Below are 13332 nucleotides of genomic sequence, written 5' to 3'. Positions count from 1 at the left end.
CTGGAAAGCTCCGGGAAACGGCCCCTGTCGTTCAGGCGAGTTCAGAGGCTCAGGCCTCGAACACCTCACGCACCAGCTGCTCCTGCTCCGCCTGATGCCGCTTGGCCGACCCCACCGCGGGCGAGGAGCCGTGCGGGCGGGAGATGCGCCGCAGGCGCTCCCCGTGCGGGACGTCCGCGCCGACCGCGAGGTCGAGGTGGTCGATCAGGTTGAGGGCGATGAAGGGCCATGCGCCCTGGTTCGCCGGCTCCTCCTGGGCCCAGAGGTACTTCTCGGCGTTCGGGTACTTGGCGATCTCGGCCTGGAGCTCGGCACCCGGGAGGGGGTACAGGCGCTCAAGGCGGATGATCGCCGTGTCCGTGACACCGCGCTTCTGACGCTCGGCCTCAAGGTCGTAGTAGACCTTGCCGGTGCAGAAGACGACCTTCTTGACCGCGGCCGCGTCCACCGTCGCGTCGCCGATCACCGGGCGGAACTGACCCGACGTGAACTCCTCCGTCTTCGACGCGGCGGCCTTGAGGCGCAGCATCGACTTCGGGGTGAAGACCACCAGCGGCTTGTGGTGCGGGTTGTGCACCTGCCACCGCAGGAGGTGGAAGTAGTTCGACGGGAGCGTCGGCATCGCGACCGTCATGTTGTTCTGCGCGCAGAGCTGCAGGAAGCGCTCCACGCGGGCGGACGAGTGGTCCGGGCCCTGGCCCTCGTAACCGTGGGGGAGGAGGAGCGTGACGCCGCTCGTCTGGCCCCACTTCTGCTCGGCCGCCGAGATGTACTCGTCGACCACCGTCTGCGCGCCGTTGACGAAGTCGCCGAACTGCGCCTCCCACATCACGAGCGCGTCGGGGCGGGCCAGCGAGTAGCCGTACTCGAAGCCCATGACCGCGTACTCGGAGAGCAGGGAGTTGTAGACGTTGTAGCGGGCCTGGTCCTCGGCGAGGTACTGGAGCGGGGTGTACTCCTCGCCCGTCTCACGGTTGATGAGGACCGCGTGGCGCTGGCCGAACGTGCCGCGCTGGGAGTCCTGGCCCGAGAGGCGGACCGGCGTGCCCTCCAGGAGCAGGGAGCCGACGGCCAGCGTCTCGCCCATGCCCCAGTCGATCGTGCCGTCCTCGACCATCGACGCCCGGCGCTGCAGCTGCGGCAGCAGACGCGGGTGGACGTGGAAGGTGTCGGGGATGTTCACCTGGGACTCGGCGATCCGCTTCACGGTCTCCGAGGAGATCGCGGTGTTCACGGCGACCGGGAACTCGGCCTGCGGGTCGGAGACCGGTCCGGCGGCCGGCTGGGCCGTGACGGCCTCGCGGACCTCGGTGAAGACCTTCTCCAGCTGGCCCTGGTAGTCCTGCAGGGCCTGCTCGGCCTCTTCCAGGGTGATGTCGCCGCGACCGATCAGGGACTCGGTGTACAGCTTGCGCACTGAGCGCTTCTTGTCGATCAGGTCGTACATCAGGGGCTGGGTGAAGGCCGGGTTGTCCGACTCGTTGTGACCGCGGCGGCGGTAGCAGATGAGGTCGATCACCACGTCCTTGTTGAACGCCTGGCGGAACTCGAAGGCCAGACGGGCCACGCGGACCACGGCCTCCGGGTCGTCGCCGTTCACGTGGAAGATCGGAGCCTCGATCATGCGGGCCACGTCCGTGGCGTACATCGAGGAACGCGACGACTCGGGAGCCGCCGTGAAGCCGACCTGGTTGTTGATGACGATGTGGACCGTGCCGCCGGTGCGGTAACCCCGCAGCTGCGACATGTTCAGGGTCTCGGCCACCACGCCCTGGCCCGCGAAGGCCGCGTCACCGTGCAGGGCCACCGGCAGGACGGTGAAGTCCGTGCCGCCCTTGTTGATGATGTCCTGCTTGGCGCGGGTGATGCCCTCGATGACCGGGTCGACCGTCTCCAGGTGGGAGGGGTTCGCGGCCAGCGAGACCTTGATCTGCTCGCCGTCCAGGCCGGTGAAGGTGCCCTCGGCGCCCAGGTGGTACTTCACGTCGCCGGAGCCGTGCATCGACTTCGGGTCGAGGTTGCCCTCGAACTCGCGGAAGATCTGCGCGTACGACTTGCCGACGATGTTCGCCAGGACGTTCAGGCGGCCGCGGTGGGCCATGCCGATGACGACCTCGTCCAGTCGGGACTCGGCGGCCGAGTCAAGCACCGCGTCGAGCAGCGGGATGACCGACTCGCCGCCCTCCAGGGAGAAGCGCTTCTGGCCGACGTACTTCGTCTGCAGGAAGGTCTCGAAGGCCTCCGCGGCGTTCAGCCGGCGCAGGATGCGCAGCTGCTCCTCGCGTTCCGGCTTGGTGTGCGCGCGCTCGATGCGGTCCTGGATCCACCTGCGCTGCTTCGGGTCCTGGATGTGCATGAACTCGATGCCGGTGGTGCGGCAGTACGAGTCGCGCAGCACACCGAGGATGTCGCGCAGCTTCATCAGGGACTTGCCGGAGAAGCCGCCGACCGCGAACTCGCGCTCCAGGTCCCACAGGGTGAGGCCGTGCTCGGTGATGTCCAGGTCGGGGTGCTTGCGCTGGCGGTACTCCAGCGGGTCGGTGTCGGCCATGACGTGGCCGCGGACCCGGTAGGAGTGGATGAGCTCGAAGACGCGCGCGGCCTTGGTGACGTCGTCGTCGTGCGAGGCGTCGATGTCCTTGAGCCAGCGGACCGGCTCGTAGGGGATGCGCAGCGCCTCGAAGATCTCGTCGAAGAAGTTGTTCTCGCCGAGGAGGAGGTTGGCGACGATCCGCAGGAACTCGCCGGAGGCGGCGCCCTGGATGACCCGGTGGTCGTAGGTCGACGTGAGCGTCATGACCTTGGAGATGCCGAGCTTGTTCAGGGTGTCCTGGGAGGTGCCCTGGAACTCCGCCGGGTAGTCCATGGAGCCGACGCCCATGATGACCGACTGGCCGGGCATCAGACGCGGGACCGAGTGAACGGTGCCGAGGCCGCCGGGGTTGGTCAGGGAGACCGTCACACCGGTGAAGTCGTCCATGCCCAGCTTGCCGTCACGGGCGCGGCGGACGATGTCCTCGTAGGCCTGCCAGAACTCGAAGAAGTTCAGTGTCTCGGCCTTCTTGATGCCCGCGACGACCAGCTGGCGGTCGCCGTTGGGCTTCACCAGGTCGATGGCGAGGCCGAAGTTGATGTGCTCCGGCTTGACCAGGGTCGGCTTGCCGTCCTTCTCCGCGAAGGAGTAGTTCATGGACGGCATGGCCTTGATGGCCTGCACCATCGCGTACCCGATCAGGTGCGTGAAGGAGATCTTCCCGCCCCGGGCGCGCTTGAGGTGGTTGTTGATCACGATGCGGTTGTCGAAGAGCAGCTTCACCGGGACCGCGCGCACGGACGTGGCCGTGGGCACCTCCAGGGAGGCGTTCATGTTCTTCGCGACCGCGGCGGCGGGGCCGCGCAGCGTGATCAGTTCGGGGCCCTGGGGAGCCGCCGTGACCTCACCGGCCTTCGGGCGGCCCGGGAGCTTCGCGGCGGCGGCCGGAGCGGCCTGAGCCGGAGCGGCCTTGGCCGGAGCGGCGGCGGGCGCCGGGGCCGCGGCAGCCGGCTTCGCGGCAGCCGGAGCCGCCGCGGGTGAGGCCGGGGCGGCCGGCGCGGGAGCCTGGGCCGGAGCGACGGGAGCCGGAGCGGCCGCAGCCGCTGCCGTGGTGGTGGTCTCTGCGGCCCCCGCGGCCGCAGTACCCGCCGCAGCCGGGGCAGCTGCCCCTGGCTTGTAGTCGGCGAAGAAGTCCCACCAGGCTCGGTCTACCGAATTCGGGTCCTGGAGGTACTGCTGATAGATCTCGTCGACGAGCCACTCGTTCGGGCCGAACGCGGCCGCGGGGTTCTTGCCCGCTTGGTCTACGTCGGTCGAGATGCTCGAGTTACTGGGGGACTGTGGCGACACGGCGGCAACCGCCCTCTTCCGCTTCACAAGGTGATGGACAGCGGGAATCAAGGCTACGCCCCCAAGACCGTGAAGGTCAGGCCGGGCCGGTCCATCGTCGTGTAAGTCACATCAAAGAGCGGGTTTCGGGGGTGGAAATGGCGGGAAACAAGCGCGGTTCCGTTGCGTGAAGCCGTGTGGGGGAAGCGCCGAGCGGGGCCCTGCGCGACGACGGCGCGGCCCTCTGCCTGATCACACGTGTCCGTCAGCGCGGAACAGAGATGGATCTTGTGGCTCCGGTTCGAACTTTACGTCAACTTGGCAGAGATGGAAGTCCCGGCAGAGTGACAAGAATCCTGCAGCCCCGCTCGGATTCGGCCACTCCGATCCGGCCGCCGTGCAGATCCACCGCCCAGGCGGCGATCGCGAGCCCGAGTCCGGTGCCGCCGTCGCTGCCCGGACCGTGCGGCCGGCTGATCTGACCGCGGTTGAACCGCTCGAAGACGCGGTGCCACTCCGAGCGCGGGATGCCGGGGCCCTCGTCGAGAACCTCCAGGTCAAGGGATTCCGGCAGCGGCCCGCGCCGCGCTCTGACCGTGACCCGGCCGTGCGGCGGGCTGTGCTTGACCGCGTTGTCGATGAGGTTGGCGACGACCTGGTGGATGCGCTCCGGGTCGGCGTGCGCGCTCAGCTCCGGCGGGGACACGTCGAGGTGCAGATGTACGTCGTTGCGCGTGTGACTGCCGGACCCGGAAGCAATGCCTGCGCGCGCCGAGGCGACCATGTTGGCCTCCTTGAGCACGCCCGAGAGATACGGCCACACCTCGAAACGGCGCTTCTTCAGCGGTACGACGCCATTGTCCAGGCGGGACAGGTCCAGCAGCGTCTCCACCAGCCGGCCGAGCCGCTCGGTCTGCTTCAGGGCCGTGCGCATGGTCTCGGGGTCGGCCCGGGTGACTCCGTCGACGATGTTCTCCAGCACCGCGCGCAGACCCGCGATGGGTGTGCGCAGCTCGTGGGAGACATTTGCCACAAGTTCCTTGCGCTGGCGTTCCTGGGCCTCCAGGTCGTCCGCCATGCGGTTGATCGTCTGGGCCAGGTCGCCCAGCTCGTCCCGGCGGTTCTCGCGGACCCTGCGGGTGTAGTCGCCGTGCGAGATGGATCGGGCGACCGCGTTCATGTCGTCCAGCGGCGCGGTGAGCGAATGCGCCACGAACTGCGTAATGAGCAGTGTGGCGATCATCGAGAAGACCGTGATGAAGCGCAGCTCGGTCGCTGTGCGCATCGCGATCATCATCAGCCCGGTGGTGATGAGGACCGCGATGACGACCAGGGCGCCCAGCTTGGTCTTGATCGAGAACGGGCTTACGCCGCCCCAGGGCTCCCTGGGGCTTCTCCGGCCGGCCGGACCCTCGCTCATGGCGTCGGCGTCTCCAGGGCGTAGCCCACGCCGTGCACCGTGCGGATCCGCTCGGCGCCGATCTTCCGGCGCAGGGCCTTGATGTGGCTGTCGACCGTGCGAGTGCCGGAGGCGTCCGCCCAGTCCCACACCTCGGCGAGCAGCTGCTCACGGGAGAGCACCGCGCGCGGGGTGTTCGCCAGGCACACCAGGAGGTCGAACTCGGTGGGTGTCAGATGCACGTCCTCCGAGCGCACCCGCACCCGGCGCTGCGCGTGGTCGATCTCCAGCTCGCCGAGGCGCAGGATGCCGGAGCGAGGCGTGGCGGCGGCCAGCGCGGCCCGCTCGACCCGCCGCAGCAGGACGTGCACGCGCGCGGCCAGCTCACGCATCGAGAACGGCTTGGTCATGTAGTCGTCGGCGCCGACGCCGAGCCCGACCAGCATGTCGGTCTCGTCGTCCCGCGCGGTCAGCATGAGGACCGGCACCGGACGGGCGGCCTGCACACGGCGGCAGACCTCCAGACCGTCGAAGCCGGGCAGCATGATGTCGAGGATCAGCAGATCGGGCTGCCAGGCCTCGGCCGTGTCGACCGCCGACGGACCGTCGACCGCTGTTTGCACGAGGAACCCCTCGGCGCGCAGGCGGGTCGCGATGGCGTCGACGATCGTCGGATCGTCCTCGACGACCAGGACCCGGCGCTGTGCGCCCGGGGTAGCCGTCGTGCCGTTGTGGGAGGTGTGTGTCTGCTCCATCGCCCGCCCCTGGGGAGTGCTTTCCGGAACCATGTGGGGTGATTCCTTGTCTGCGCATGACTGCGATTGACGCTTGAATGATCGGCGTAGGGAAGCAGAGTACGGGGAGTCATCACCCCTTTGCTATCCAGGTCGGACGGCGAGGTGTACGACGTCGGGTACGCCCCGGGCAACGGGGATCTCCTCGGTACGTACCTGTTGGAACCCGGCATTTGCTAGGGATCCCTCAAATTCCGCAGAGGGTTTGGCGGACCACACGGCCAGTACCCCGCCCGGCTTCAACACCCTTGCGCAGCTTGTGAGTCCGGTACGCGCGTAGAGTCCGCCGTTGCCCTCCGTGACCGTCCAGTCGGGCCCGTTGTCGATGTCGAGGCACAGCGCGTCAAAAGTGGCGCATGTCTCATTGACGAATCCGACTAGATCCGTTTCCAGAATGTTCGCCCGTGGATCGCCGAGCGCCTCGGCCGAGAGCGCCGACAGCGGGCCCGTGCGGTGCCAGTCGACGATCGCCGGTTCCCGCTCGACGACCGTGATCCGGCCCCAGCGCGGATTCGCGGCGGCGTGTGCGAGCGAGAAGCCGACGCCGAGGCCGCCGATGAGGACGTGCGGATCGGGTCGGTCATCGAGCGCGCCGAGCGCCGCGTCGACCAGCATCCGCTCCGATCGTCCGTCGGAGGTGTCCATCAGGAAGCAGCCGTTGGCGATGATCTGGAGCAACTCGCCGTGGCGCCGCAGGACTACCTCCCCGTAGGGGCCCTCGCGACGGTCCAGGACTTCGGGAAGGTCGTACGAGGTGGGCATCGGCCCATCCTGGCAGGTACGGCGTCCGGGGCGGGGCATCTTGAGAAGTCCCTGTGAATCGGGGCAGGGGTGGCGCCGGTCACAGACAGCGGGTGGTTCGGGCGCGAAGGCTGGGGCGGAACGGAAGGAGCAGCTCACCTTGGAACGGACCGCCCCGACAGCTCCTTCCGACGCGACCGCACCGACCGCTTCGGACGCGCCCGCTTCGGACGCCTGCTTTCCGGACGTCACCGGGCTGCTCGACGGCATGCCCCGGCAGCGGAGCGAGGCGGTGGTCACCGACCGGCCGCGGGAAGTGGCCACGGCCGCCCCGGCCCGCCGGTTCCGCGTCCCCCGCGTGTGGCGGCTGCTCCCCACCCTCACCGGGACCCCGTTCACCTTCGTCTACGGCACCGTCCTGGCTGTCGTCTCGCTCGTCGCCGCGCGCCTGGACCCCGCCCTCGTGCACACCCTGCACCAGGGCTCCAGTACCGATGTCGCCCACCTGGTGCGAACGCCCCTGCTGGTGCTGCTCGCCAGTGCGCTGTGGATCGCGGGCGGGATCCTCTCGCCGTACGCCATCGCCCTGCTGCTCGTTCTCACCGCGCTGGAGCGACGGATCGGCGGTGTGCGCGCGGCCGGGGTCTTCCTGCTCGGCCATGTCGGCGCGACCCTCGCGACGGAGGTCCCCATAGGCCTCGCGGTCCTGGCCGGGCACCTCCCCACCACCTCACTCCACCGCCTCGACTACGGCGTCAGCTTCGGCGTCGCCGCGAGCCTCGGCGCGCTGACCGGGCTGCTCCGGCCATGGCTGCGCTGGCCGTTGCTCGTCCTGTTCGGCTGGATGCTGGTGACCGACCTGATCGCCTTCACCGACCCGATGACCAACTGGGGCCACCTGATCGCGCTGACGATCGGCGTCACGACCTGGCCGCTGGTGCGGCGGTGGCAGCGGGCGTCGCAGCCCTTGCCCACCGCACGGCAGTTTGTCCCGGCCGTGCCGTAGCCGTTGGTTGTTGATCGCGGTCGGTCTCTGTCGCGGGCCGTCTTTCCCGGCCGGGCCGTAGCCGTTCGTCGTCGGCCGCGGTCCGTTCCTGTCGCGTGGCAGTCCTTCCCCGCGGAATCGTCACCCGGCCCCGCCGCCTAGACCCGCCGCGCCGCAGCCAGCCCCGTCGCCAACTCCGGTATCCCCAGCCGCCGTTCCTCCTCCGTGCTCGCTCCGTGCAGGCGGTTCCTGAGCTGGTACGGGTCGGCGCGAAGGTCGTAGTACTCGCGGAAGAGCACCTCGCCGGTGCCCTGCGGACGGCCCTCGGTGTCGAGGCGGCCCCGGTAGTACTCCGTGTACTGCTCGGACTTGCCGATGTACGACGCCCAGGAGTGGATCGGTTGCTTGTCCTGGCGGTTCCACCACCACTCGGCGAGCAGGTGGTCGCGGTCGTTGGCCCGGTCGAGGAGGGAGTGGCCGTCGAGCGGGGTGTCCGGGGTGATGCCGGCCGCGTCGAGGAAGGTGGGGGCGATGTCGACATGACCGGTGAGGCGTTCGTCGGTCCCGGCGCTCCCCAGGCCTCCGGCCGGCCAGGACAGCCGGAACGGCACCTCCAGGCTCGGGCGGTACGGCACCGACTTGCGCAGCCAGCCGTGGTCGCCCCAGCACAGGCCGTGGTCGCTGGTGAACAGCACCAGGGTGTTGTCGAGCTGGCCCAGCGTGCGCAGCTTGTCGTGGAGGTCGCGCATCGCGTCGTCGACGGAGAGAAGGGTGCGGAGCTGCCGGGTGCGCAGCGCCTTCCCCTGGGCGAAGGAGTGCTTCGCAGCGCGCAGGAAGGGGGGCTTGTCGGCCTTTCCCGTCTCGAAGACGGACGGGCGGCCGTCCCACTCCGGCACACGCGCGTGGGCGTATTTCTTCTCCGGCACGTTCACCTCGTGCGCGGAGCGCGTGGCGACGTAGGCGAACCAAGGGCGTTGGTCCGTGCGGGACTTGTCGATGAAGGCGAGGGCGCGGTCCTTGATGACGGTGGTGTTGTAGCCGGGGATGTTCCGGACCGTGCCGTTGTCGTTGTAGTGGCCGTTGTAGTACGCCACCGGCTCCTGGAGCAGCCACTCGTCGAAGTGCGGCGGGTTGGTCGCGGTGGGCCAGTAGTTGAGGTACTTGCCGAACAGGCCCGTGCGGTAGCCGGCCTCGTGCAACTGGCGCTGCACCGTGGCGTGCTGGTCCAGGCGGGTGGGATGGCGGGTGTCGAGGACGCCGTGGTGGTGCGCGTACCGGCCCGACATGATCGACGCCCGCGAGGGGGCGCACAGCGGGGTGTTGGCGTGCGCCCGCGCGAAGTCCACCCCGCTCCCGCCGAGCCAGTCGACGGTCCTGCGCAGCGCCCAGTCCGTCTCCTTGGGCTGGTCGTCGGTGAGGACGAACAGGATGTTGGGGCGGCGGTCGGAGCGCGGGCGGCGGTACGGCGTCGGGGCCGGCACCGGTGATACGGCCCGGCTCGCGGCGGGGGCCGCCGGGTGCGGTGCGCTCCTCGTCGTCGGGGACGCGGGGGAGTCCTCCCCGGCCCTCAGGACGAGCGGGACCACCGCCCCCGCGGCCACCACCGCCGCGCCCGCGATCACCGTCCGCCGACCCGGCCCACGCCTCGGCTGTCCCTCGCCCATCAGCTCCCCCAAGTCCCCGCAAATCCCCGTTTCCACGCCCGCACAGGCTGTGAACGAGCTTGCAGTGTGCGGGCGTTTCCTGTGAACGCCGTTGCGGAATCGTGGCGGTGGCCTTGCGATGCCGTGGCGGTCTCAGTGGCCCGGTGGCGTCCAGACGTACGGCGTCGTCGTGGTCACCGCGTGGAAGCCGAGCCTGCGCAGAATGGGCGCGCTGTCGTCGGACGCGTCCACGTGCAGATACGTGACCCCTCGGGAGACGGCGAGTGCGGCGCGTACGGCGACCAGGGCGCGGTAGATGCCCCTGCCCCGCCACTCGGCGAGCGTGGAGCCGCCCCACAGGCTCGCGAACTCCGTGCCCGCGCGGAACGCCAGCCAGGCGGCGCACACCACTTCACCGTCCGCCTCGGCGACGTACACCGCGATCTCGTCCGGCGCGGCGGCGACCCGGCCGATCAGGTCGGCGGCGAGCCAGCTCCAGTCCTGGCCCCAGACCGCCGACTCCATCGCGGCGATCCGGCGCATGTCCGCGTCGGCCGTGACGCGGCGCACGGTGACGCCGTCCGGCAGCACGGGCTCTGCCACGGCCATCTCGGCGGCCCGGCCGACCAGCACGGTCTCCCGCTCCTCGGGCACGAATCCGGCCGCGCCGAGCCGTTCGGTGAGGTCGGCCGGGAGGTCGTGGGACCGGGTCTTCCACTCGACGGCCTCGCCTCGCGCGGAGAAGAAGTCGCGCTGGCGGGCTATCAGTTCGTCGAGCGCGTCGCCGTGGACGCCGAGGTCCCGCGGCCCGCTCACGAACCCGCGGAACTGGCCGACGATCCTCAGCAGCGGTCCGTCCCGTTCGTACGTCACCCCCACGGGCGGGGTGGGGGGAGCGCCGCGCATCTGGTCGTCGTAGGCGGAGAGGAGAGGCTGTATGCCTGCCGTGGTCATGACTGTTCTTCCTCCTGGTCGGGGACCCGCACGCGCGCGTGGAGGTGCTGGTCGTGCCAGCCGTCCGCGTGGAGCAGGGCGTGGCGCATGGTGCCCTCCAGGCGGAAGCCGGTCTTCTCCGCGACGCGGCAGGAAGCCTTGTTGGCGACCGCGTGGCAGAGGGTGAGGCGGTGGAGGCCGAGGTCGTGCAGCGCCCAGCCGGTCAGACGGTGGACGGCCTCGACGGCGACGCCGGTGCCGCGGACGGCGGGGAGCACCCAGTAGGCGACTTCGGCGCGGCCCCGCCGGAGGTCGACGTTGATCCATGCCGCCAGGCCGAGCACCTCGCCCGAGTCAGGGTCGGCGACGGCCCACACCGCCCCCGTCTCCGTCTCCCAGCGCTCCCGCATCCGGCCGATCCGCAGTCGCGCATCCTCCTGCGTCAGCGCGGGCAGCAGGTTCCACTGGCTGATGGCCGGGTCGTGGCTCGCGGTCACCAGGGCGGTGGCGTCCGCGGGGCGCCAGGGGCGGAGTTCCAGGCCGTCGGGAAGAGCCAGGGTCGGCTGGGTGTTGTCCGCCATGCGGCCGGCGGGGACCACCGGAGGTATCGGGTCCATCACCGGCGCAGCATGACAGAGGCCGTCCCGGGGCGCCTCAGGGTTTCCCACGGACGGTCAGGCGACGCCTGGACCCACGAACTTCGCACTGGTGAGCGGAGCTTCCACATGCCACCCGAGGGACTCGTAGAGCGCACGTCCGGCCGGTGTCCCCGCGAGGACGCCGGTCCTGGCCCCCGCGGTGGCCGCCGCGGTCTGGAGCGTGCGCATCACGGTGCCGCCGAGCCCCCTGCGCCGGTGCGCGGGCGCGGTCTCGATCCGGTCGAAGACGGCGGTCGCGCCGGTCGGGGCGACCTGGCCGCGTGCCGCGAGGGAGCCGTCGGGCGCGGCGACGAGCACGCGCGTGACGCCGCCGACGGACCACACGCGCTTCCGGTAGCCGTCCAGGACGTCGGCCCGGGCGCCGGTCAGCGGGACCGTCATCAGATACCCGGGCTCGGGATCCACCCACCAGCCCTCTCCCAGCCAGCCCCCGACCACAGCCGGGTCCTGGAACACCTTGAGCCACACCCCGGCCCCGGTCACCCCGCCCGCCACCTTGCGCACGACGCCCTCGTCCACGCGATCGCCCAGCGCGTCGAACACGTGCCGCGACACCTGCGCGACCAGCCCCACGTCGACGGTGAACCCCCATGGCTCACGCTCCGGTGGCGCGGCCCCACGGGACACCACCCAGCCGTCCACCCACGCCCGTACGACTCCGTCCATGACATCCCCCAGTAATGGCTGATGGTGAGACTCGCCTATTACACGAAGACGATAGGCCCCGCGTCACCGATTCCGGCAGCCGTGATCGCCCACAGCGAACACGGAAGCGGGCGGGGAACATTCGAAGGCTCACATGCATTGAGTCGGCATAACTCAACTTGACTGCCGAAGGGGAGATCATGGCTGCTGAGTCCAAGGCGTTCACACCGCTCACCCTGCCTGTGCTGCCGCTCGACGACGAGGTCGTGCTGCCCGGGATGGTGGTTCCGCTGGACCTGAACGACGCCGACGTGCGCGCCGCGGTGGAGGCCGCCCAAGCCGCCGCGCGGTCCGAACCGGGCAAGCCCAAGGTGCTGCTGGTGCCACGCATCGACGGGACGTACGCGAGCACAGGCGTGCTCGGCACCGTCGAGCAGGTCGGTCGGCTGGCCGACGGCGACCCGGGCGCCCTCATCCGTGGCCGGGGCCGGGTGAAGATCGGTGCGGGCACCACCGGACCGGGTGCCGCCCTGTGGGTGGAGGGGGCGAGGGTCGACCAGACCGTCCCCGAACCGCTGCCCGGCCATGTCGCCGAACTGGTCAAGGAGTACAAGGCCCTCGCCACCGCCTGGCTGCGCAAGCGCGGTGCCTGGCAGATCGTGGACCGGGTGCAGGCCATCGACGACGTGTCCGCCCTTGCCGACAACTCGGGTTACTCGCCCTTCCTGACCACCGAGCAGAAGGTCGAGCTCCTGGAGACCGCCGACCCGGTGGCCCGTCTCAAGCTCGCCACCCAGCAGCTGCGCGACCACCTCGCCGAGCAGGACGTCGCCGAGACCATCGCCAAGGACGTCCAGGAGGGCGTCGACAAGCAGCAGCGCGAGTTCCTGCTGCGCCGCCAGCTGGAGGCCGTACGCAAGGAACTGCGGGAGCTCAACGGCGAGCAGGACGGCGAGGAGTCCGACGACTATCGCGCGCGCGTGGAGGCCGCCGACCTGCCCGAGAAGGTGCGGGAAGCCGCCCTCAAGGAGGTCGACAAGCTGGAGCGGTCCAGCGACCAGTCCCCGGAGGGCTCCTGGATCCGCACCTGGCTGGACACGGTCCTTGAACTGCCGTGGAACGAAAGGACCGAAGACGCCTACGACATCCAGGGCGCCAAGGCGATCCTCGACGCCGAGCACGCGGGCCTGGAGGACGTGAAGGAGCGGATCACCGAGTACCTGGCGGTGCGCAAGCGTCGTAACGACCGGGGGCTCGGGGTCGTCGGGGGCCGGCGCGGCGGTGCCGTGCTCGCCCTCGTAGGGCCTCCCGGCGTCGGAAAGACGAGTCTCGGCGAAAGCGTCGCCCACGCCATGGGCCGCAAGTTCGTCCGCGTCGCCCTCGGTGGCGTACGGGACGAGGCGGAGATCCGCGGTCACCGGCGGACGTACGTCGGAGCGCTGCCCGGACGGATCGTACGGGCGATCAAGGAGGCCGGTTCGATGAACCCGGTGGTCCTGCTCGACGAGATCGACAAGGTGGGCTCCGACTTCCGCGGCGACCCCGCGGCGGCCCTCCTGGAGGTCCTCGACCCGGCGCAGAACCACACCTTCCGCGACCACTACCTGGAGGTCGAACTCGACCTGTCCGACGTGGTGTTCCTCGCGACGGCCAACGTCCTGGAGGCCATCC

At 70.2% G+C, this 13332-nt stretch carries 10 protein-coding genes; 2 read left to right on the top strand and 8 right to left on the bottom strand.

Going from position 1 to position 13332, the window contains the following annotated elements:
* Positions 1–49: 49 nt before the first annotated feature.
* The 4 genes from ACI2L1_RS00380 to ACI2L1_RS00365 all read right to left on the bottom strand — a co-directional run bounded on the left by ACI2L1_RS00380 (position 50) and on the right by ACI2L1_RS00365 (position 6817).
* Positions 50–3883, bottom strand: coding sequence for a multifunctional oxoglutarate decarboxylase/oxoglutarate dehydrogenase thiamine pyrophosphate-binding subunit/dihydrolipoyllysine-residue succinyltransferase subunit (locus ACI2L1_RS00380; protein WP_404737077.1), 3834 nt, complete (start codon positions 3881–3883; stop codon positions 50–52).
* 292 nt (positions 3884–4175) lie between these two features.
* Positions 4176–5282 carry a sensor histidine kinase gene (locus ACI2L1_RS00375; RefSeq protein ID WP_404737076.1) on the bottom strand — a complete coding sequence of 369 codons (1107 nt, stop codon included), beginning with the start codon at positions 5280–5282 and terminating at the stop codon, positions 4176–4178.
* The gene (locus ACI2L1_RS00370) at positions 5279–6016 is read right to left on the bottom strand and encodes a response regulator transcription factor (protein ID WP_067439493.1); all 738 of its coding nucleotides are present in this window, start codon (positions 6014–6016) and stop codon (positions 5279–5281) included. The genes ACI2L1_RS00375 and ACI2L1_RS00370 overlap by 4 nt, the downstream gene beginning before the upstream one ends.
* 123 nt (positions 6017–6139) lie before the next feature.
* Complete coding sequence (locus tag ACI2L1_RS00365) at positions 6140–6817, bottom strand: spermidine synthase (RefSeq protein ID WP_404737075.1); 678 nt, start codon at positions 6815–6817, stop codon at positions 6140–6142.
* A 139-nt stretch (positions 6818–6956) separates the two neighbouring features.
* Between ACI2L1_RS00365 and ACI2L1_RS00360 the strand changes: the two genes are divergently transcribed.
* Positions 6957–7802 (top strand): rhomboid-like protein, encoded by an 846-nt coding sequence (locus tag ACI2L1_RS00360; RefSeq protein WP_404737074.1) that lies wholly within the window; start codon positions 6957–6959, stop codon positions 7800–7802.
* Between the two features lie 137 nt (positions 7803–7939).
* Here the strand turns inward: ACI2L1_RS00360 and ACI2L1_RS00355 are convergent, their stop codons facing one another.
* The 4 genes from ACI2L1_RS00355 to ACI2L1_RS00340 all read right to left on the bottom strand — a co-directional run bounded on the left by ACI2L1_RS00355 (position 7940) and on the right by ACI2L1_RS00340 (position 11682).
* Positions 7940–9481, bottom strand: a complete 1542-nt coding sequence (locus tag ACI2L1_RS00355; protein WP_404737073.1) for a sulfatase — start codon at positions 9479–9481, stop codon at positions 7940–7942.
* A gap of 96 nt (positions 9482–9577) precedes the next feature.
* Entirely contained in the window at positions 9578–10378 is an 801-nt protein-coding gene (locus ACI2L1_RS00350) for a GNAT family N-acetyltransferase (RefSeq protein WP_404737072.1), read from the bottom strand.
* Positions 10375–10974 carry a GNAT family N-acetyltransferase gene (locus tag ACI2L1_RS00345; RefSeq protein WP_404737071.1) on the bottom strand — a complete coding sequence of 200 codons (600 nt, stop codon included), beginning with the start codon at positions 10972–10974 and terminating at the stop codon, positions 10375–10377. Before ACI2L1_RS00345 ends, ACI2L1_RS00350 begins: the two co-directional genes overlap by 4 nt.
* 57 nt (positions 10975–11031) lie before the next feature.
* Positions 11032–11682 (bottom strand): GNAT family N-acetyltransferase, encoded by a 651-nt coding sequence (locus ACI2L1_RS00340; RefSeq protein WP_404737070.1) that lies wholly within the window; start codon positions 11680–11682, stop codon positions 11032–11034.
* A 179-nt stretch (positions 11683–11861) separates the two neighbouring features.
* Here ACI2L1_RS00340 and ACI2L1_RS00335 point away from each other — a divergent pair.
* A partial coding sequence (locus ACI2L1_RS00335; protein WP_404737069.1) for an AAA family ATPase occupies positions 11862–13332 on the top strand: 1471 nt, incomplete at its 3' end.

This window comes from Streptomyces sp. NPDC019531 (assembly GCF_044903305.1).
Taxonomy (GTDB): domain Bacteria; phylum Actinomycetota; class Actinomycetes; order Streptomycetales; family Streptomycetaceae; genus Streptomyces.
This window is presented reverse-complemented; position numbering and strand designations above follow the sequence as displayed.

Coding starts and splice junctions, on each gene's coding strand:
- ACI2L1_RS00375 (WP_404737076.1), bottom strand. CDS start 5,282: ATGAGCGAGGGTCCGGCCGGCCGGAGAAGCCCCAGGGAGCCCTGGGGC.
- ACI2L1_RS00370 (WP_067439493.1), bottom strand. CDS start 6,016: ATGGAGCAGACACACACCTCCCACAACGGCACGACGGCTACCCCGGGC.
- ACI2L1_RS00365 (WP_404737075.1), bottom strand. CDS start 6,817: ATGCCCACCTCGTACGACCTTCCCGAAGTCCTGGACCGTCGCGAGGGC.
- ACI2L1_RS00350 (WP_404737072.1), bottom strand. CDS start 10,378: ATGACCACGGCAGGCATACAGCCTCTCCTCTCCGCCTACGACGACCAG.
- ACI2L1_RS00345 (WP_404737071.1), bottom strand. CDS start 10,974: ATGGACCCGATACCTCCGGTGGTCCCCGCCGGCCGCATGGCGGACAAC.
- ACI2L1_RS00340 (WP_404737070.1), bottom strand. CDS start 11,682: ATGGACGGAGTCGTACGGGCGTGGGTGGACGGCTGGGTGGTGTCCCGT.